The following is a 20,807-nucleotide window of genomic DNA, read 5'->3' on the forward strand; positions in this document are numbered from 1 at the left end:
TGACGCCCAAGACGCCCGCAGGGCCCGCCGAGACGGAAGGCCAGCACGCCCCCGTACCTGCCCTGACCTGCGATTTCAACGGCCAAGACGCCTAAGACGCCTCACGCACCCCTGAAGCCACGCAGGAGCATCCCCACACCCATGGCCACCCTTGTCACACCCACCACCACGAATCACGAGCCCAGACGTGACGGAGTACCGTCGGCCGGCGGGCACGAAGCAACGGCCGCGCAGACCGCTGAGCGGTACACGCTCACAGCGGCCGGGGTCGTCATCGTGGCCCTTACCGCCGGAGCGTTCTGGCTCTCGTACGCGCACCTCGCCGAGGTCGCCGGACGCCACGGTCTGGCCGCCTCCCCCGTCCGCCAGTGGGCCTGGCCCGCGACCCTGGACGCGTTCATCGTCGCCGGCGAGCTCCTGATGCTCCGCGCAGGATTGCGCCGCGTCACCGACTGGTGGGCGATCGCCCTCACCACCACCGGTTCCCTCGGCTCCATCGCCCTCAACGTCGCGGGCGTCAGCGGCACCCGGGGCACCACCACGGTGCCGCTGCTGGACTACGTGGTCGCGGCTGTACCCCCAGCCGCTGCTCTCCTGGCCTTCGGCGTCCTCATGCGCCAGATTCACGAGCACGTCGCCTCACCCGCCACCCCACGCCGCGCGGATGCCCGCCCAACGGCGCTCTCCGTCCTACTCCCGGAGGCCGAGGGGAGCGCCTTCGACGGTCGACCCGAACCCATGGGAGACGAGCCAGAGGGACTAGGTGCCATCGGCGCCGAGACTGCCGTGGAGCCGGACGATGACCCCCGCGAGGCTGCCGCACCCGCGGCCCCGTCCCGGAAGATCGGGCGACCGACAACCGGTGACCTGGACGACTTCCTCGCGATTGTGGAGAGGCTGAAAGGGGAGCCGACGCTGAAGCAGATGCGGGCGGCCATCGAGGGCGAGGGCCACTCGATCAGCAACGAGCGCCTGGGGAAGGTCAAGAGGGAGCTTGCGGACCTCCGCAAGCAGCAAGCCCTGACCGGAACCACGCCCGGATACTGACCGATATTCACCGCAGGTCAACGCCGGTAAGGCCGGACGGGACCGTGGCTGCTGCCTGACGGCCGCGGTCCCCGTCGATCACCACGCGATCCCCGTCCCCTCGCCACCGGCCCGGTCCCCAGCCCGCGAGCTGTGCTCCACGTTCCCTGCGCCGTGGCAGCCATCCGCCGCATTTCGGGGACCGTCGGCCATCCGGTCAGCTCTGGCTGCCGCGCGCCGCAACTCGTGCCAACACCATGGGCGCCCACCCTCCAACCCCGTTTGTCCCGCACTGTCAGCCCACCCTCCCCCGCATCGGAGAAGCACCCTGTGACGTTCGGCCCGAACGACCCCGACTCCACGCCCTCGCGGGTCTCGAAGCAGCCTGGGCAGAAAGCCCGTTGGCGGACCGCATTCGGGATGACGGCCCCTGGCGGAGCCAGTAGTACCCCGAGTCCGACTCAAGGCCGGCCTTCGGGGATCTCCGCCCCGGGGGTGGCGGAGACGGCCCAGCGCCAGGGGGCGCCGGACCGTGAGGTCGGGTCCGAGGGCGGCCTCGACCAGGACACGCTCCACGCCATCCAGCGCGACATCCTCCACGCCGAGCGCAGCGCCGAGCCCGCCGCCGGCGAGCCGACGGTGAAGAGCGTCCAGCCCACGATCCGCCGCTTCACCGGCAATAAGCGCGGCGACCGCGTCGGCCCGCTGCGCTTCACCGACGATGAACGCCCCCGCCTCCAAGAGTCCGCCACCGAGCATGGCTACAAGGGAGAATCCGGCTTCGCCGCCGACATCGTCCTCGCTTTTATCAACGGGCGGTTCACCGCCAACCTGCCTCTGTCCGAGGACCGGCGCCGCACGCACGTCTTCCGCGCCCAGGTCCTGCGCCAGTGCAACCGCATCGGCGTCAACGTCAACCAGATCGCCCGCGCCCTGAACAGCGATCTCACCCCGCCCGACATACGCCAGCGCCTCGACGAACTCCACGACCTGCTCACCTTGATCGCCGAGATTCTGCGCGAGCCCGCCGACCCGCAGGAGGCCTGACCGCCGTGATAGCTGCCATCAAGCCCTCCGGCGCAAACACCCGTGGTCTGCTTGCCTACCTCTACGGCCCTGGTCGCCACGACGAGCACACCGACCCGCACATCGTGGCCGGCTTCGCCATGCTCGCCATGCCCGACCCCGGCCGCGACGAGAACGCCACCCTCACCCAGCTCGCCCGCTACCTCGACGAACCCGTCCGGCTCCGCAACAGCGAGTTCGGCAAGAAGATCACCGACCACGTCTGGCACTGCCCCGTCCGCGCAGCCCCCGAGGATCGCCACCTCTCCGACGCCGAGTGGGGCGAGATCGCCCAGCGCATCGTTGCTGCGGCTGGCATCGCCCCCGAAGGCGACGACCTGGCCTGCCGCTGGATCGCCGTACGCCACGCCGACGACCACATCCACATCCTCGCCACCACTGTTCGTGAGGACGGCCGCCGCCCCAAACTCCACGACAGCGGCATCCGCGTCGGCGACGCCTGCCGCGAGATCGAGAAGGACTACGGCCTGCGCCGCCTGAAGAAGGGCGACCGCACCGGCACTCGCGCCCCCACCCAGGCTGAAATGCACAAGGCCCAGCGCCTTGGCTGGGAGCAGACGAGCCGCGAATGGCTCCAGGACCGCATCCGCGCCGCCATCCCCCACGCCCACACGGCCGAGGAACTCCTCGCCTACCTCGAAGCCGACGGCATCGCGGTCAAGGCCCGTCGCGGCCCCTCCGGAGACCTCCTCGGCTACGCCGCAGGCCGCCCCGGCGACCTCAACAGGGACGGCGAACAGGTCTTCCACCCCGGCGGGAAGATCGCCCCCGACCTCACCCTCCCTAAACTCCAGTCCCGCCTCGAAGCCGGCCAGCCAGAGGAACACCCCACCGCACGCCGCAACCGCCCCGCCACCCCGTGGCACCACGCCACCGAAGCCCTCGACAGTTTCCGCACCGACCTCGCCGACGACACCCACGCCCAGGCGCACATCACCGCTCTCGGCGAACTCCTCGAAGCCACCGCCCAGAAAGCCCCCACCCACCTCCGCGCCGAACTCCACGCCGCATCGAAGGCGTTCGCACGCGCCCAGCGCTCCCAGATCCGGGCGGAAGACTACGCGGCCCACACCATCCGGAACGCAGCCCGCGACATCGTGCACACAGCCACCGGCCCCGACGGCAGCGCCCTCGCCGCCCTCATCGCAGCCCTCCTGTGGGCCGGGATCATCGCTGGCCGTTGGCACGAGGCCAAGGGCCACGCCCACCAGGCCGACGCCGCCCGGCAAGCCCTCCACCACCTGCAGGTAGCCGCCGAGCAAGCGCTCACACCCACGCTCGTCGTACTCGAACAGCGTCAGCCGAGGGAGGAAACCCGCCGCACCCTTGCCCACGACGTACGCGCTGCCGTCCCCGACCAGGCCGACCGCATCCTCACCGACCCCAGCTGGCCCGCCCTCGCCGCACTTCTGGCCGACGCGGAGGCCCGAGGCCACCAACCCCACCAGCTCCTGAAGGAAGCCGCGGCCCAGCGCGAACTGAGCACAGCCCGCCAACCGGCCCGCGTCCTGGTCACCCGCCTCCAGCACACCAGCCGTAACCCCGCACCCAACCCCCGTGCCGAAGCCGCCCGCCGACGCACAACGGCATCGCGGACCAGCCAGCCGGGACACAGCACGCAGCCGCCCACCGCGCCCGCAGCCTCACCGAACCGCCCACGACGCTGACTAGGCACGGCCGCCTACTGCCGGGGCCGCGGACCCCGCGGTCCCATGAGGCGGGGCCACCTGTCCGTACGAGACCGTTGGCCGGGCGGGGTACGATGAACATCGGCCGCACGGGCGTGTTCTTGGTCACACTTGAACCTCATCCGTGCGGCCACCTTTGTGTCCCGGTGACAGCCCGCTCGCCCGGGGAAAGTCAGGCGAAGCCAGAGGTGCCACGGGCCTAGAATGGCCGTCGTGACCGACAACACTCCACAGAGCCCCAACAGCGGGCCGACGCCTACCCATGAGCTGCCGACCCAGTACGCGCCGGCCGAGGTAGAGGGGGCGCTGTACGAGCGTTGGGTAGAGCGCGGGTACTTCGAGGCGGACGCGAAGAGCGAGAAGCCGGCGTACACGATCGTCATCCCGCCACCGAACGTCACCGGCTCGCTTCACCTGGGCCACGCCTTCGAGCACACGCTGATCGACGCCCTCACCCGCCGCAAGCGCATGCAGGGCTACGAGACGCTGTGGCAGCCCGGCATGGACCACGCCGGTATCGCCACCCAGAACGTCGTCGAGCGCGAGCTTGCCAAGGAGGGCAAGTCCCGACACGACTTGGGCCGCGAAGCCTTCGTCGAGCGCGTGTGGGAGTGGAAGGCCGAATCCGGCGGACAGATCGCCGGCCAGATGCAGCGCCTCGGCGAGGGACTGGCGTGGAGCCGGGACCGCTTCACCATGGACGAGGGCCTGTCCCGGGCCGTCCAGACCGTCTTCAAGAAGATGTTCGACGACGGGCTGATCTACCGCGCTGAGCGCATCATCAACTGGTGCCCCCGCTGTCTGACGGCCATCTCCGACATCGAGGTCGACTACCAGGACGACGACGGCGAGCTCGTCTCTATGAAGTACGGCGAGGGCGAGGACACCATCGTCGTCGCCACCACCCGCGCGGAGACGATGCTCGGCGACACCGCTGTCGCCGTCCACCCCGACGACGAGCGCTATGCCCGCCTGATCGGGAAGCAGATCAAGCTGCCGCTGACCGACCGGTCCATTCCGGTCGTCGCCGACACGCACGTCGACCCGGAGTTCGGCACCGGCGCCGTCAAGGTGACCCCGGCGCACGACCCGAACGACTTCGCCATCGGTCAGCGCCACGACCTCGAATCCATCGAGGTCCTCGACGAGCGCGGCATCATCACCGTCCACGGCCCCTTCCAGGGCCTGGACCGCTTCGAGGCTCGCTCCGCGATCGTCGCCGCCCTGCGCGCCGAGGGACGGATCGTCGCCGAAAAGCGCCCCTACGTCCACTCCGTGGGCCACTGCTCGCGCTGCAAGACGACGCTGGAACCCCGCCTGTCGCTGCAGTGGTGGGTCAAGGTCGAGACCCTCGCCAAGGCCGCCGGCGACGCGGTCCGCGACGGCCGGGTCGACATCCACCCGGCCGACATGTCGCAGCGCTACTTCGACTGGGTCGACAACCTCAACGACTGGTGCATCTCGCGCCAGCTGTGGTGGGGCCACCGCATCCCGGTCTGGCACGGCCCGAACGGTGAACTGGTCTGCGTCGGCCCCGACGACGAGCCGCCGACCGGCGAAGGCTGGACGCAGGACACCGACGTCCTCGACACGTGGTTCTCGTCCGGCCTGTGGCCGTTCTCCACGCTCGGCTGGCCCGAGCAGACGCCTGACCTGGAGAAGTTCTACCCGAACTCCGTCCTGGTCACCGGCTACGACCTGATGTTCTTCTGGGTCGCCCGGATGATGATGTTCGGCCTGTACGCGATGGACGGCCAGCCGCCATTCCGCACGATCGCGTTCCACGGCATGGTCCGTGACGAGTTCGGCAAGAAGATGTCGAAGTCGTTCGGGAACACGGTCAACCCGCTGGACTGGATGGACAAGTACGGCTCCGACGCCCTGCGCTTCACCCTGGCCAAGGGCGCCAACCCGGGTGTCGACGTCCCGATCGGCGAGGACTGGGTCCAGGCGTCCCGCAACTTCGCCAATAAGATCTGGAACGCGACGCGCTTCGCGCTCATGAACGGCGCCACGGTCGAGGGTGACCTGCCGCCGGTCGAGCAGCTGTCGGCGACCGACCGTTGGATCCTGTCGCGGCTGAACAAGGTCGTCGCCGAGGCGGATGCGTACTACGAGGACTACCAGTTCGCCAAGCTCGCGGACGCCCTCTACCACTTCGCGTGGGACGAGGTCTTCGACTGGTACGTCGAGCTGTCGAAGACGACGTTCTTCGAGGAGGGCGACCAGGCCAAGGTCTCCGCACGCGTCCTGGGCGAAGTCCTCGACGTCACCTTGCGGCTGCTCCACCCGATCGTCCCGTTCGTCACGGACACGCTGTGGACCACGCTCACGGGCGGCGAGTCGGTCGTCATCGCCGAGTGGCCGAAGGACTCCGGGTTCCGCGACGAGGCCGCGGAGCAGGAGATCGAGCTGGTCCAGCAGGTCGTCACGGAGGTCCGTCGGTTCCGCTCGGACCAGGGCCTGCAGCCGGGCCAGAAGGTCCCGGCTCGCCTGGAGCTCGACGGCACGGCGTTGGCCCCGCACGAGGCGGCCATCCGCCAGGTGCTGCGTCTCCAGCCGGAGGGCGAGGGCTTCGCCACCACCGCCTCGCTGCCGGTGGCCGGCGCCACGGTCTCGCTCGACCTGTCGGGCACCATCGACGTGGCGGCCGAGCGCAAGCGGTTGGGCAAGGACCTGGCCGCAGCCGAGAAGGAGAAGCAGCAGGCCGAGGCCAAGCTCGGGAACGAGGCGTTCATCGCCAAGGCCCCCGACAACGTCGTGGACAAGATCAAGGGCCGGCTCGCCAAGGCCGAGTCGGACATCGCCCGGCTCCAGGCCCAGCTGGACAAGCTGCCGCCGCAGTAGGCGTCGGAACACGCCGAAGGGGGCCCAGACCACGTGGTCTGGGCCCCCTTCGGGTTCTTCGGCCTCGGACACCCTCTGACTCGGGCTCTCGGCGGTGAGGCCTACGGAATGCGCAGCGTCTCGTACGGGCTCGACAGAGAGAACTCGCGTTGCTCGGCGACGATCTGGGCCTGGTGGAGATCGAACTTCGCCATGTGCAGGAGGTCGTCGAGGCGGGTCGGCTTCTGACCCAGCAGGTCGAGGGCGATCTCGGCAGCCCCGTCGTTCCGGTCCAGTCGGTCCCGGAAGAAGTCCAGGTTCTTCTCCACGACGAGGAGAGTCATGTCGAGCTCCGAGACCGCCGCATCGGACACTCGCTCGACCCGTGAGTGCACTCGGTACTCGTAGAAGGGACCGGCGACGCAGTGGATGTTGTTGCCTGCCCCGCGCCTGTACCGGCTGGCCAGCAGGTTGACCGCGAAAGCCCAGTCACCCCACTTGAGCACCTTCGGGTCGTACAGCCCGCATTCGAGAGCGTCTGCCCGCCGGCAGACTATCGACGTCGGAACGTGGTGCTTGCGTGCCACCAGATCCTCGCGGCACGGGTACGAGGAGATGGTGAACCCCTCGAAGGCACCGATCATCCACGACATCGTGTGCACGAAGGCCGTATCGGCATCGGACTCGAGGGTCTCCACCGCCCTGTCCGGGTAGGACCCTTCCGTGAGGAGGTGCGGGTCGGTGGCCAGCCGGTCGTCGGCGTCCACCTGCATCACGTACTCCATCCGCGCGGCTGCCACACCGGCGTTCCTGGCCACGTGGTGCCCTTGGCGCTGTTCGAGCCGGACGACGCGTACGCCGGGCAGATCGGCGCAGGTGTCGATGGCCTTGATGGTCGTGTCGTCGTCCGACCCGTCGTCCACGATCACTACCTCGTGCGGACGCCGAAGCGGCTGCTCGACGACAGACTTCACGGCCTCGATGAGATAGTCGCCCGCGTTGTGGCAGGGGACAACGAAGCTGATGCCTCCAGAATCCGCGATGGTCACGCTGTCTCCCTTCCGCTCATGGCCGCGGTACCGACTGGAGCCGGGCACCTGCGCGCCGCTATGACGGTCGCGCGAGCCGCTTTGAAGTAGGTGCGCCGTGAGCGCGTGTCCTGCTCGGTGTGGTCGTCCCAGCTCACGGTGACGTCCCAGCCCTCGTAGATCCGCTCCAGCGCGCGGCTGAATGACTCCCGCGTGTACCGGGCCTCGCCCTCGATGTGGATCTGAACGCCGTGGGCGTCTATCCGGAAGATCTCGGTGAAGACCTCCAGATAGTGCAGGTTGACCGAGCGGGAACTCTGCACAGCCTGGGTGAGCAGAGCTTCGACGTCGTGCCGTGACAGGTAGTGGAGAACGTCCTTGGCGACGAGCGCGCCGAAGTCCTCCTGGACGGCGTACTGCTCGATGAGGGACTCCACCACCGTGACCCGCTCCGCCAAGTCCTCGTACTCCGAGAGCCGCTGTAGCAGCGGCTCGGCCGGGGCCTGGTCCACCGCGACAACGGTGAACCCGGCCTCGGCCAGGGCGATGGTGTACGCCCCGGCGCCGTATCCGAGGTCCAGAGCGCGACGCGGAGTGTCGGCGGGGAGGGAACCCAGCAGGGTGAGGAATCGCGCCGGAACGGGTTCGCGCAGCTTCTCGCCGGTGCTCCGGCCGTTCCGTAACGCGTCTGCGTAGAAGGCGTGAAGGGACGCCTTCGAGTGCTGTACAGGCAAGGGGCACCACCTGGGGCTGGAGGGACGAGCGAGGACAGGCACCTAGAACTCGGCGATCTCGACGGCCCGGCCGGGCGTGCGGAGAGAGGACGCCAACGCCTCGGTGACCTTCATCGGCAGCAGGTGTGCGGAGAGCGAGCTCCTGTTCTCGGTCCCCCGCAGCCAGTTCTCCATGAGCTGCCTGTTGCTGTCGCTGTGGAACAACCCGTCGAACATCTTGACCGACGTGTACCGCTCCTCCGGCAGCAAAGAGGCGTTCGCCCTCGTGGTCAGCCGAGCGAAGGCGTCGATCTTGTCCGCGTTGTGCCCGCGGGGCACGTCGTAGCAGTGGACGTGTGCGGAGTAGAGGGTCGACAGCTGGGCTTCGAGGTCGACGCTGGAAGTGCGCCCGTTCTTGTTGTAGACGTCATCTGGGAGGTCCTGCCAGCTGCGGATGGACGGCGTCGTCTGCTCGAAGGAGAGCGTTCCGACGGTCAGTGTCCGATCCGACGCGACGTCGACCAGCCGGAATGTGGCGGTGATGTCCGTCTCGCCGAAGGAATGCGCCAGGCTCTCGGCGTCGGGCCAGCGCGAGTGGCCGTCCTCGAACCGGCTGGCGGTCGGATTTGGGATCCGGAGGTGCTGGTCGGTCGGGAATGCGCCGAACGAGCTGACTTCGAGCCTGAAGCGGCGGTCGGGAAACACGAGCTTGTTGAGGGACAGGCACTGCACGGCGAGATCGATGTAGTGGTACGCGCCGTGCATCACCATTCCGTAGCCGTACCGGTAGGGGTGATCGTCTCGAGACTCGTACTCGTGCTGGAGGTTCCACACGCCGCCGGCGGCTCGCAGGTGGAAGGACGTGACGGGGGTCTGCCAGTCCCGCACCCGCTCTTCGAGCGAGCGGAGCAACTCCCCGTTGTAGATACGGTGATACCGGCTCAGCGTCATCACGGAGTGCTTGGCGCCGGTACGTCCGGCCTGAGCGATGAGTTCCTGCATCACCTCGGTGATCCGGGACGGCGCGAACTGGCCGTCCACCAGCGGAGCCAAGACCGGCTTCTCCACCAGCGAATCGATGCCGTTCTCGACGCAGTAGCGCAGATAGGCTTCGTGCGCCCGCACCTCGGTCGCGATGTACACCTTCATCGGCAGGTCGGGCAGACGGAGCTGCCTGAGGGCGGCTCCGATCAGCTCCGGCTGATCCCGCTGCACGGTCGGGCCGCGGCCCGAGTCCGGAAGGTAGATGACCTCCCGAGGCTTCAGGTCGACTCCCTGTATGCGCTCCTCGATTGTCGACCTCTCCGAGTCCAGGTCAATGACGGAGTACGAGTCGACGTAGCCGGCATCGACAGCGTCCCTGATGGAGGGCAGGTACTTGTTGGCGACGATCTCGTCGAAGCCGACCACCACGAGGTTGTGCCTGCGGGTGGCGGGGAGGGCTTCGCGGACGACAGCTCGTCCCATCGGCTGCTCAACACAGCTGACCGTCGGCAGCGCGGGGACCAAGGTCGATGCTGCCCGAGACGTTCGAGAGTCGGTTTCCATCCGTATCGCTCCCACTCGTGCTGTCACTGTTCGGAGCCATTCCGAAGCAGACCGGACGTTGATTGCTGCGGCGGTGACCGCCTCTTGTCGAAAATCGCGCAGGGCGCGCCACCCGGTTTCAGCGAGCGCAGCCAGCCGCGCAGAGCGTGATCTCACCCGGGCGGAGGAGCTCCGCTGCCGTGCTTGCGCCAAGTAGGCCCGACTCCCGGCCATCGGGCAGTGGACGGGGTTAACAAGACGGGCTGTTAACTGTTAACTCCCCACGTCAGACGCTGCCTTGGCCGCATAGTGAGAGAAGGCGGGCCGCGACGTGCTTCGGGGGAGCGATGAAGTCCAAGAGCAGGCTCCAGACAGCGCGGCTAAGCCGCGGGTGGATGCAGGGCGACCTCATTGAGGCTCTCGTCGCCACTGCCGCGCGCCTCGGCGTCGAGTCACCCTCCCCTGCCAGCTGGAAGACGCTCGTCTCCATGTACGAGAACGGTCGACGGCCGGTGAGCTCGGACCACCAGCCCCTCTTCCGTGAGGCGTACCAAGCAACGAATGAGGAGCTCGGCTTCCCGGAGCCCGGGATCCTGCTGGAGAGCCAGCCACCTGATCCGCTGGCGGGCGCACTCCGGACGAAGATCCCGGTACCGATCAGCCCGGAGATGCTGAGGTACCTGACTTCCGTCCTCGATCAGCACGCTCAGGCCGAGCCGCTTGTCGGTCCACAGTTTCTGGTGGCACCTGTGCAGAGCCAGATGCCCCTCATAGAGCAGATGTGCCAAGACGCCTACGGCCCCTTACGCGAGGACGTCCTGCGCATCAGTGCTCGGTACGCCGAGTTCCTTGGGTGGTTGCATCAGGACACGGGCCACCCAGACGAAGCCATGCGATGGACCAGCTTCGCCATGGAGTACGCCCAGGAACTGGGTGACCCCATGCTGATCGCCTACTTGTTCCAGCGACGCAGCAACATCGCAACCGAGGCAGGGCACGCAGGACACGGTGCCGGTCTCGCCGGCGCCGCACTCCGTTACGCCGGACAGCTCTCCCCTCGGGTCCATGCCGTCGTACTGCGCCAGCTCGCCAACAGCAAAGCAGGGCTCGGCGAAGCGGCCGAGACCGACCACGCGATCGACCAGGCTCTCGCTGCCGCAGCCAGAGGAGACGATGCCGACCCCATGGCCGGGTACTGCTCCGTGGCCTACATCGAGATGGAAGCCGCGAACTGCAACGTCCGCCTGGAGCGGCCAGGCCAGGCAGCGGAGATCTATCAGGAGAGCCTCAGCCACTGGCCCGCCGTACAGGAACGAGACCGGGGTCTGTGCCTCGCCCGCCTGGCCACGGCCAACGCCCTACTCGAGGACGTGGAAGGGGCCCATCAAGCTGCCGAACAGGCACTGGGGATCGCCCAACGGACAGGCTCGGCACGCATCCTGAACGAGCTGTACCGACTTCAACCCCACCTTGCGCCCTGGCGCAAACTGGTGGAAGTTTCAGAGCTGAACAGGGCGCTCGACACGATGAAGAGAGCCGCCCCGTAGCCGACCCTTAGGGAGTGACGTGAACCTGCTGCCCACCGCCACAAGCACGGACGTCCAGGACCAGCAGCCCCGCGTCGCCGTGCTCCCCGTCGGCTCCTTCGAGCAGCACGGCCGCTATCTCCCACTGATCACCGACACGGCAATCGCCTGCATCATCGGCCAGGAGATCGCCGACGCCTATCCCGTGCACCTGCTCCCGCCGATCACGATGTCGTGCAGCCACGAGCACGCCGCTTTCCCCGGCACCGTCAGCATCAGCGCGAGGACCCTCTACGCCGTGATCGACGACATCCGGGTGTCTCTCGCTCGCTCCGGAATCACCAAGCTCGTGATCATCAACGGCCACGGTGGCAACTACGTCCTGTCCAACATCGTCCAGGAAGCCAACGTCGACGGCCCCACCGTCTCCCTGTTCCCGCTCGGCGCCGACTGGGACCGCGCCCGCGACCACGCCGGCCTGATCTCCGACCGCCACGCAGACATGCATGCCGGCGAGATCGAGACCTCGATCCTGCTGCATGCCGCCCCCGAGCTGGTCCGTGAGGGATACGCCGACGCGGATCAGGGCGGCGGCGATCGGCGATTCCTGCTCGTCCACGGGATGGGCGGGTACACCGCGTCCGGAGTGATCGGCTTTCCGTCTCATGCCACGACGGGGAAGGGCAAGGCCGTGCTGGAGAGCCTGCGGCTGAGCTTCGCGGGGCACCTCAAGGTTCTGGGCGGCGGCGGCTGAGGCGCACGGCCACCAAGTCAGCCACCGCTTGCCTGGCTGCGAGGCACACCTGCTGCGGGTTGAGTTGCAGGGGAGACTGAATGTGCGAACCCGTCACTTACGCGATCTGCCAACCTTCATAGAGTGCTATGAAGGTTGCGTGTCATGGTGTGGCGAGGCTACGGTTCTGCTGAACCTGATGGGGGAGTGAGTGAGCCAGGCTCCCCATTGCTCTGTGCGTAGCTGCGCCTAAGGGTGCAACGCGAAGGGGTGGGGATGACGGACAACTGCGAAGGTCTTCGCGAATCGGTCATGATGGACAGCGGGTTGCGCACCGTTGACATGGGGACCTTGCGGGACATTCAGGGCGCTGGTCGCCTGGGTATTCACGTGCGTAATGCCATCACGCGCAGTCTGGAATCGCATGGCATGGGCCACATTCCTGGAGAGCTCCCTGGCAACCAGTACGCCGAAGTGCGCCTGTACCTCCTTGGCAGCCCCATCGCCGACATCGTCAAGGCTGTGCTGAGTCCAAGCAGTAAGGGCGACGACGCCCTACGTGACATGGGTAGCTTCGAGGCCCAGGAGCGGCTTCGTCAGGTCCGCGAGATCGTCTGCGGCTGATGTCCACGCTGATGCGTATACCGGGTTGCCTGCCGCTCCAAGCACCAACGACAAGGTCCACCCGTCCATACCGGCAGTCCCGGACCTGGACCGCGGTGGCAGCCGATCGCATGACTCGATCGAGTTGGAGGCTGGCTATCTGCTGGTCAACATCGCCCCACGGGCCGCGGCAGCTGATGCGACTGCTCCGCTGCCTGAGCCCTGGTGCACTGCGCGCAGAACTTTCAGTCTCAGCTGGGGTGAGCTGACGTGACTGCATGGCAGGTCCATCAGTTGTCCGAGCTGTGCGAGATCGTTTCGGGTCCTTCCGGGCAGCAGTTGGAGGGGCTGTCGGCTGAGGCTGACGGCATCCCCGTGATTTCGCCCCCTGACCTGACTGCTGAGCATGCCGTTGATGCACGCAGCATCAGGTGTGTCGCACCGGACGTCGCCGCTGGCCTAGCCCGTTTCCAACTGCAGGAAGGCGACTTGATCTACGTGCGGCAGGGTGCGCTCGGGCGCCGGGCCGTCGTAGGTCCTGCCGAGGCGACTTGGCTCTTCGGTGCTGCGTGCCTGCGGATCAGACCCCAAACAGGCGCGATCTTGCCCGAGTACCTGCTCCACTATCTCGGGCATCCGCTGGTACACGCGTGGATCACCTCACAGGCGAACCGCGGGTACGCGGTGGACACCCTCACTTCACAGACGGTGGCCACCACACCTGTCTTCGTTCCAGATCTCGTACATCAGAGAGCAGTCACCGGCGCGATGGAAGAAGTTAGTTCACAGATCCAGACCTACAGACGACTGATCGCCAAGTTGGAAGCATTTCGGCCCGGTCTGCTGACGGATCTGCTCTGTGACGCATTTGACGGCCTAGCTGCGGGATGATGAGACCCGACGTCGTCAGTCCCATGCGGTAAGACGGAAGTGACCACACAGAGCGCACAAGAACCAGCCGGCTCATGGCCTCCTGTTTGTGCGACTTGATCGATGAAAGGTAGGCGCGGGTGGCACGGCTGACCCTGCCCCAGTTGGAGCGGCACCTGTTCGCGGCGGCGGACATCCTGCGGGGCAAGATGGATGCGGCGCAGTACCAGGAGTTCATCTTCGGGATGCTGTTCCTCAAGCGCGCCTCCGACCAGTTTGACGCTGTGCGGGCGAAGGTCATCGAGGGGCTGGTGAATGACGGGAACACGCCAGTCCAGGCTGAAAACATCGCCGAGATGCAGGAGATGTACGAGAGCAGCCAGTTCTATGTCCCGGAAGCCGCCCGTTGGTCATACTTGGTTGACCATGCGCGCGAGGCGAACCCTGGTGACCTGATCAACAGAGCGCTTGGCGCACTGGAGGACGCCAACTCGCCAGCCCTCGATGGCGTACTGGAACACATTGACTTTACTCGCAAGGTCGGTAACTCCGCACTCAGCTCCACCGCCATCCGGGACCTGATCGACCACTTCAATCGCTATCGGCTGCGGAACGAGGACTTCGAGTTCCCCGACCTGCTCGGGCACGCCTACGAGTACCTAATCGGCGAGTTCGCAGACGAGGGGGGCAAGAAGGGCGGCCAGTTCTACACCCCGCGCTCGGTGATCCGGATGATGGTCCGCCTCGTCGATCCGCAGGAAGGCCAGTCTGTCTACGATCCGTGCTGCGGCTCGGGTGGCATGCTGATCCTCGCGAAGGAGCACGTCGAGGAACACGGTCATGATGCAGCCACGGTTGCGGCCTATGGCCAGGAGGAGAATGGCAGCGCCTGGGCGATGGCCCGGATGAACATGGTTCTCCACGGCATCACAGGCAGTGGCATCGTCCACGGCGACACCCTCGCCGCGCCGGGCCACGAGGACGACAGTGGTGAGCTGCGCCGTTTCGACCGCATCCTCACCAACCCGCCCTTCGCCCAGAACTACAAGCGCCGGGGCATGGCTCACCCTGAGCGCATGACCTATGGATGGGCCCCCGAGTCGGGCAAGAAAGCCGACTTGATGTTCATCCAGCACGTCTTGGCTGTGCTCGAGCCGGACGGCAGAGCAGCCTCTGTCATGCCACACGGCGTGCTCTTCCGGGGAGGCGAGGAGAAGAAGATCCGAGAGGAGGTCATCAAGAACCGCCGCCTGGAGGCGGTCATCGGAGTGGGGCCGAATGTCTTCTATGGCACTGGAATCCCTGCCTGCATCCTGGTGCTGAGGGGCTCGAACGGTCTGCCGGCAGGTAAGGATGACGGTGTCTTGTTCATCAACGCCGACCGGGAATTCACGGCTGGCCGCGCCCAGAACCTCGTCGAGCCGCAGCACGATGAGAAGGTCGTGACCGCCTTCCGGGAGCGGGAGCCGATGGAGGGCTTCGCTCGGGTGGTCTCCTTCGAGGAGTTGGCGAAGAACGACTACAACCTCAACATTCGCCGCTACGTGGACAACACGCCACCACCCGAGCCACAGGATGTGCGGGCACATCTGCACGGGGGGGTTCCGAAGGCGGAGGTCGCGGCGAAGGCGAAGCAATTCGCCGCGTACGGCGTGGACGTGGCGAATCTGTTCGTCGAGCAGGACGCCGACTACTACGACTTCCCGACTGGTGGATGCGAGGCCACGGCAGGCCGCATCACGGAACTCGTTTCCTCGAAGGAACGCGAACTCACGGATGCGTATGACACCTGGTGGGTCAAGCACGTCCACCGCATCATTGCCCTGCCGAATGACCAGCAGCTGATGAAGACGCGCAACGAGCTACTGGAGACCTTTGCGGAGGATCTACTGACCGTGGGTGTGCTTAACCGTTTCCAGCTTGCTGGTTCGGTGGCGGCATGGTGGTTCGACGCACAGTATGACCTGAAGAGTCTGGCGCAGCAGGGTTTCCCGGGCGTTATTGAGCGGTGGGTCGCCAACATTGAGTCAGCTTTCGAAGAGCCTGAGGATGCAGACTCCAAGACTCTTGCGCGCCTCCGTGCCGACCAGCGCAAGGCCCGCGGCCATCGGCTCGTGCCGGCACTGATCCCCGCGTATGTGGAGGAACTTGAGGCGGCGGAGGCGCTGGTTGCTGACCTGGACGCCAGGATCAAGGCGGGCGCACCGAAGAAGGCGTCTGGCGATGGTGATGACGAAGCGGACCAGGACCCGGAAGACCTGCTGAGCCCGAAACAGCTGAGCAAACTGAGGACAGAGCTGAAGGCAGCCAAGGGGAAGGTCAAGGAGCTGCGGGCCGCGTTCGTCGACGAGCTGAGGAAGGCCGCGGAAGCGTTGTCGGAACCGGAGGCGCGGGAGACCGTGTTGCGTTTCCTCAATGACGACCTGCGGGCACGCATGGACCGGTTCATTTCGGTGGGGCGGCGGGAGCTGATCCATGCGTACCGGACGTGGGGTGAGAAGTACGCGGTGACGCTGGCGGACTTGGAGGTTCAGCGCGATACGGCGGCGGCGCGGTTGGCGGGTTACCTGAAGGAGATTGGCTATGCGTAACCGGGAGGTCTCTGACCTGCGTGAGACTACGCTCGGACAAGTCCTCAAGCGGCGGTCGACGCGCGCGAAGGCGAGCGATCCGCTCCTGTCGGTTACGGCGGAGCGCGGTGTCATTCTTCAAGAACATAGCGGCCGGCGAGATAGCTCGAGCGCCGATAAAAGTCTCTACCTGGCGGTAAATTCAGGAGACATTGTCTACAATACGATGCGCATGTGGCAGGGCGTATCTGGATTGTCTGTCCATAGTGGAATCGTCAGTCCTGCCTACACGGTGTGCACGCCGACGTCGGACGTGAACCCCGAGTACATGGCGAGGGTGTTGAAGCATCCAGGAATGGTTGCTCGCTTCTATCGCGCCTCGCAGGGGCTCGTGAGTGACACCTGGAACCTCCGCTATACGGAACTGGCTAAGATTCCAGTCACTCTGCCTTCGCTGCCCGAGCAGCGTCGGATCTCGGAGATCCTCGATACGGTCGATGATCAGCTGGACGCGGCGGGAAGGTTCCTAAACAAGCTGGCGGTTGGGCGTAGGGCTGCGGTGCATGACGCGATGCGTAATGCCTTGGATGAATTGGATCGTGTCCAGGTGTCGCAAGTTGATGGGCTCATCGGCAAGCGTGAAGGGGCCTGGGAGTTCTGCACGCTAGGTGTGCAGTTGAAGGGGATTCAGGCTGGGAACAGCCCAAACTTGGAGGCTCGCCCCGCGAAGGATGGAGAGTGGGGCGTATTGAAAGTGAGCTCTGTAGGGAGGTCGGGTTTTCATCAAGATGAGAATAAAGTCGTTGATGATGTTTCGCTGATTGACCCTTCGCTCGAGGTGCGTGTCGGGGACCTTCTAATGACGCGGGCAAACACCCCTGAACTGGTGGGCATGACGTGTGTTGTCGATCGAACTCGCCCTGGATTGATGTTGTGCGATAAGACCTTGCGCCTGCAACTTCGGCCTGAAGCGGGAAGCCATCGCTTCGTTAATGAATTGCTTTCTTCGACTCAAGTGCGGCGCCAGATCGAGGTTGCAGCAACTGGGACCAGTGGAAGTATGAAAAACATCAGCCAAGGCGCCATCCGCCGGTTGGTGATCCCGTGGGCAACGGGAGAAGTCCAGGAAAACATCGTGAGGCTTGTGGAGGCGCATGATCTCGGCATGCGGTCAACCGCTGCGGAAGTCATGAAGCTGCGTTGGATGAAGCAGGCGCTGATGGACGATCTGTTGACAGGTTGTGTTCGTGTGCCGGTTGCGCCGTAGTTTAGGGGGAGAGGGAACCGTGTCGGAGTCTGGCTACGAGTACGTCCTGGTTGAGCTACCGCTAATCGCTCAACTTGAGACTATGGGGTGGCGGCATGTACGCGGGAGCGCCCCCGGCGCCGCCGTGCCAACGAGTGCTGAAGCATCGTTCAGGACCTCCTTCGCGGAGCCGGTGTTGGAGCAAGTTCTACGACGGCAGCTTCGCAGGTTGAACCTTGACCAGCACGGCAGCGAGTGGCTGGACGAGCCGCGAATTGCGCAGGTTGTCAACCAGGTCACGCGTATTGGTGCTTCCTCCCTCCTCGAGGCGAATTCCGCCGCCACTGAACGCCTGCTGTCCGGAGTCACGGTTGCGGGCCGAGATGGCTGGGATAGCGGGCGCGAGCAACGCGTCCACTTCATCGACTGGCAGCGGCCAGAGCGCAACGAGTTTCTCGCTATTTCACAGTTCCGGATGGATGTGCCTGGCACGTCCGGTGCGAAGTACGTTGTGCCGGACTTGGTGCTATTCGTCAACGGGATTCCGCTCGCGGTGATCGAGTGCAAGAAGCCGGCGCATCAGCAGGGGAAGATTGGCCAGGCTGTCCACCAGCTGCGGCGCTATGCGAACCAGCGGGGCGCAGTCACGCCCGAGGGGAACGAAGCGCTCTTTCGTACGGCCCAACTCACCATCGCGACCACGGGCGACCGGGCGATGTATGGGACGTACACTGCACGTCCCGACCACTATGCGGTGTGGCGCGACCCCTACCCCCAGAGCGAAGACGAGCTGGCTACCGAGCTAGGCAAGAGCGTGAGCGCCCTGACGGAGCAGGAGGTGCTTGCGGCGGGCATGCTGCGGCCAGCCCAACTCCTGGACATCATCCGGAACTTCGTTGTCTTCATGGAGATCGACACGGCGGACGGTGGCACCCGCCGGGTGAAGATCGCCCCGCGCTATCAGCAGTACCGTGCGGTCTGCCGCGCCGTGGAGCGTCTCAACGATGGCAGGACCAAAACGCACGACGGTGAGACAGACCGCCGCGGCGGCATCATCTGGCATACGCAGGGGTCAGGCAAGTCTCTGACGATGGTGTTCCTGGTGCGCAAAATGCGGTCGACGCCGGGCCTGAGTCAATTCAGAGTCGTTGTCGTCACGGACCGGAAGCAGCTGCAGGAGCAACTGGCGGCAACCGCAGTGCTCACGGGGGAGAAGCCCGACGAGGTCAAGCGATCGAAGGGTGTGCCGGCTGCGCTCGCCAAGGAAGGCGCGGGACTCGTCTTCGTCATGATTCACAAGCAAGTGGATCCACAGAAGGTGAAGCAGGCCGAAGCCGCGGACACGCTGGCTCACGACCGGGCGCCCGGCTGGGGGCTGCTCAACGGCAGCGAGTCCGTGCTGATTCTGGTAGACGAGGCCCACCGCTCCCACGGCTCCAAGCTGCACTTGAACCTGATGGAGTCGCTGCCCAACGCAGCTCGCATCGGCTTCACAGGAACCCCGATTATTATGCGGGAGAAGAACCGCACCACAGGCATCTTCGGTGACTTCATCGACAAGTACCGTCTCGCCGATGCTGAGGAGGACGGTGCGATTGTCCCGATCGTCTACGAGGGACGGATCGCCAAGGGCGCCCTCGTCGATGCAGAGGACCTGGACGAGGCATTCGCTGAGGAGTTCCCTGAGCTGACCGACGAGCAGTACGACGAACTCCAGAAGAAGTACGCCACGACCAGCGATGTACTCAGCGCGGACAGCCTGATCCTTAAGAAGGCCCGGGACATGCTGCGCCACTACGTCGGCAACGTGATGCCGAACGGTTTCAAGGCGCAGGTTGTCGCGCACTCTCGGAAGATCGCCGTGCGGTACCGGGATGCGCTGCTCAAGGCGCGGGACGAGCTCGTCGCCGAGGCGGAGAGGGTACCGGCATCCGTACTTGAGAAGCCCACCGAGCAACTGACCGCCAGGCAGGCAGTTGTGCGCGCCGCGCACAAGCAGAAGGAATTGCTCAAGGCTATTGACTTCGTGCCCGTCATCTCTGGTGACAACAACGATGACCAGGACACGGCGCGTTGGACCGATGAGAACAAGCAGAAGAAGGTCATCGAGGAGTTCCGCCGACCCTTCCCGGTGGAGCCGGCCGAGGGCGAGCAGCCGGTCGCGATGCTGATCGTGCGGACCATGCTGCTGACGGGGTTCGATGCGCCAATTGAGCAGGTGATGTACTTGGACCGGCGGATCAAGGAAGCGGATCTGCTGCAGGCCATTGCCCGCGTCAACCGCACGGCCGACGGCAAGAGTGCCGGATTTGTCGTTGATTATGCAGGGATCTCCAAGCATCTGCAGGCCGCGATGGAGGCGTACGCGGCCGATGACGCAGAGGGCACCCCCACCGACCTGTCCGCCGAGATAGCCAAGTTGGAGCCACGTCGCAACCGGCTGCGGATGTTGTTCACACAGCGTGGCGTTATCCCTGCCGACGCTCGTGAGGTGGTCGAGAGGTGTGTCCAGCTCCTCGAGGACGACGAGCTCCGCGCGCAGTTCGATAGCGCCCTGCGGAAGTTCCTCGCCACCGTCGACCTGGTGATGCCACGAGAGGATGCCAAGCCCTTCTTGGATGACGCGCGGCTGTACTCGCTTATCAGTACGTGGGCGCGGTCCCGCTACCAGGAGCAGAGTGACTTCGATGCTTCCCTGTATGGGGAGAAGGTCCGTGACCTCATCGATCAGCACATCACGGCCCTCGACGTGCGGCAGGTGATACCGCCCAGTCAGATCACGACCGACGACTTCAACGCCAAGGTTGAGGCGCTGCCGGGTGCCAAGGCCCAGGCGTCGACGATGGAGCACGCCATTCGGCACCACATCGAGGTGCATTTCAACGAAGACCCGGCCGAGTATCACAAGTTGCGTGCAAGGCTGGAGGAGATCCTCCGGGACTATGCGCATCAATGGGAGCAGCAGGTGTCGCTCTTCCAACAGCTCGTCGATGAGACGGTCGCCGTCCACGAAGGCACCAGTGAGCAGGCCAACGAGAAGCTGTCGCGCCTCAGCCGGCTTGAGCTCGCCCTGTACAAGACGCTGATCGACACAACGATCACGGACGCGATCGTGCCGGCGGAGACCTGTGACTACCTTATTTCGGTGACCGGGAAGATCGAGGAGACGGCAGTCCAGGAATCCCGCAAGAAGGACTTCTGGATCAATGCCGTCTACCAGGATGACCTGCGCAAGGCCATCGTCCGGCTGCTGATCAGGTACCAGGTCACCGAGCCGCGGGATGCGCGGCACGTTGCCGATGGGCTCTTTGACATCGTGCGTCACCACCGCCACACCCTCCAGAGGAAGAGCTGAGGTGGTAGCC

Annotated in this window: 14 protein-coding genes; 11 read left to right on the forward strand and 3 right to left on the reverse strand. The window is 65.7% G+C overall.

Annotation, left to right across the window (positions count from 1 at the left end; all coding sequences use genetic code 11):
- The first annotated feature begins 141 nt into the window (after positions 1–141).
- The 4 genes from OG974_RS23390 to OG974_RS23405 all read left to right on the forward strand — a co-directional run bounded on the left by OG974_RS23390 (position 142) and on the right by OG974_RS23405 (position 6,647).
- Positions 142–1,047 carry a DUF2637 domain-containing protein gene (locus OG974_RS23390; protein WP_371644339.1) on the forward strand — a complete coding sequence of 302 codons (906 nt, stop codon included), beginning with the start codon at positions 142–144 and terminating at the stop codon, positions 1,045–1,047.
- A 474-nt stretch (positions 1,048–1,521) separates the two neighbouring features.
- Positions 1,522–2,073 carry a MobC family plasmid mobilization relaxosome protein gene (locus OG974_RS23395; protein WP_371644341.1) on the forward strand — a complete coding sequence of 184 codons (552 nt, stop codon included), beginning with the start codon at positions 1,522–1,524 and terminating at the stop codon, positions 2,071–2,073.
- A 5-nt stretch (positions 2,074–2,078) separates the two neighbouring features.
- Positions 2,079–3,779 carry a relaxase/mobilization nuclease domain-containing protein gene (locus tag OG974_RS23400; RefSeq protein WP_371644343.1) on the forward strand — a complete coding sequence of 567 codons (1,701 nt, stop codon included), beginning with the start codon at positions 2,079–2,081 and terminating at the stop codon, positions 3,777–3,779.
- Positions 3,780–4,013: 234 nt separating this feature from the next.
- On the forward strand, positions 4,014–6,647 hold the full coding sequence (locus tag OG974_RS23405) for a valine--tRNA ligase (protein WP_371644345.1): 2,634 nt from the start codon (positions 4,014–4,016) through the stop codon (positions 6,645–6,647).
- Positions 6,648–6,748: 101 nt separating this feature from the next.
- Here the strand turns inward: OG974_RS23405 and OG974_RS23410 are convergent, their stop codons facing one another.
- Genes OG974_RS23410 through OG974_RS23420 form a run of 3 tightly spaced genes read right to left on the reverse strand, consistent with a single transcriptional unit; the run spans position 6,749 to position 9,834 of the window.
- The gene (locus OG974_RS23410; RefSeq protein WP_371644347.1) at positions 6,749–7,675 is read right to left on the reverse strand and encodes a glycosyltransferase family 2 protein; all 927 of its coding nucleotides are present in this window, start codon (positions 7,673–7,675) and stop codon (positions 6,749–6,751) included.
- Positions 7,672–8,388: a trans-aconitate 2-methyltransferase gene (locus OG974_RS23415; RefSeq protein WP_371644349.1), complete on the reverse strand. Its 717-nt coding sequence runs from the start codon at positions 8,386–8,388 to the stop codon at positions 7,672–7,674. Before OG974_RS23415 ends, OG974_RS23410 begins: the two co-directional genes overlap by 4 nt.
- A gap of 42 nt (positions 8,389–8,430) precedes the next feature.
- A complete protein-coding gene (locus OG974_RS23420; RefSeq protein ID WP_371644351.1) occupies positions 8,431–9,834 on the reverse strand; it encodes a hypothetical protein in 1,404 nt (467 codons plus the stop codon).
- Between the two features lie 407 nt (positions 9,835–10,241).
- Here OG974_RS23420 and OG974_RS23425 point away from each other — a divergent pair, with 407 nt between their 5' ends.
- From OG974_RS23425 to OG974_RS23455, 7 genes are all read left to right on the forward strand, one after another.
- On the forward strand, positions 10,242–11,441 hold the full coding sequence (locus tag OG974_RS23425) for a hypothetical protein (protein ID WP_371644353.1): 1,200 nt from the start codon (positions 10,242–10,244) through the stop codon (positions 11,439–11,441).
- Between the two features lie 19 nt (positions 11,442–11,460).
- Positions 11,461–12,174, forward strand: a complete 714-nt coding sequence (locus tag OG974_RS23430) for a creatininase family protein (protein WP_371644355.1) — start codon at positions 11,461–11,463, stop codon at positions 12,172–12,174.
- Positions 12,175–12,429: 255 nt separating this feature from the next.
- Complete coding sequence (locus tag OG974_RS23435; RefSeq protein WP_371644357.1) at positions 12,430–12,777, forward strand: hypothetical protein; 348 nt, start codon at positions 12,430–12,432, stop codon at positions 12,775–12,777.
- Between the two features lie 249 nt (positions 12,778–13,026).
- Positions 13,027–13,647: a hypothetical protein gene (locus OG974_RS23440; protein ID WP_371644359.1), complete on the forward strand. Its 621-nt coding sequence runs from the start codon at positions 13,027–13,029 to the stop codon at positions 13,645–13,647.
- A gap of 119 nt (positions 13,648–13,766) precedes the next feature.
- On the forward strand, positions 13,767–16,217 hold the full coding sequence (locus tag OG974_RS23445) for an N-6 DNA methylase (protein WP_371644361.1): 2,451 nt from the start codon (positions 13,767–13,769) through the stop codon (positions 16,215–16,217).
- On the forward strand, positions 16,210–17,463 hold the full coding sequence (locus OG974_RS23450) for a restriction endonuclease subunit S (RefSeq protein ID WP_371644363.1): 1,254 nt from the start codon (positions 16,210–16,212) through the stop codon (positions 17,461–17,463). Before OG974_RS23445 ends, OG974_RS23450 begins: the two co-directional genes overlap by 8 nt.
- A 19-nt stretch (positions 17,464–17,482) precedes the next feature.
- Entirely contained in the window at positions 17,483–20,797 is a 3,315-nt protein-coding gene (locus OG974_RS23455; protein ID WP_371644365.1) for a type I restriction endonuclease subunit R, read from the forward strand.
- Positions 20,798–20,807: the final 10 nt, after the last annotated feature.

It is taken from the genome of Streptomyces sp. NBC_00597 (genome assembly GCF_041431095.1).
Lineage (GTDB): Bacteria > Actinomycetota > Actinomycetes > Streptomycetales > Streptomycetaceae > Streptomyces.

Excerpts from the sequence above, each read along its gene's own strand:
- OG974_RS23390 (WP_371644339.1), top strand. The coding sequence starts at position 142 with ATGGCCACCCTTGTCACACCCACCACCACGAATCACGAGCCCAGACGT.
- OG974_RS23420 (WP_371644351.1), bottom strand. The coding sequence starts at position 9,834 with ATGGGACGAGCTGTCGTCCGCGAAGCCCTCCCCGCCACCCGCAGGCAC.
- OG974_RS23425 (WP_371644353.1), top strand. The coding sequence starts at position 10,242 with ATGAAGTCCAAGAGCAGGCTCCAGACAGCGCGGCTAAGCCGCGGGTGG.
- OG974_RS23435 (WP_371644357.1), top strand. The coding sequence starts at position 12,430 with ATGACGGACAACTGCGAAGGTCTTCGCGAATCGGTCATGATGGACAGC.
- OG974_RS23450 (WP_371644363.1), top strand. The coding sequence starts at position 16,210 with ATGCGTAACCGGGAGGTCTCTGACCTGCGTGAGACTACGCTCGGACAA.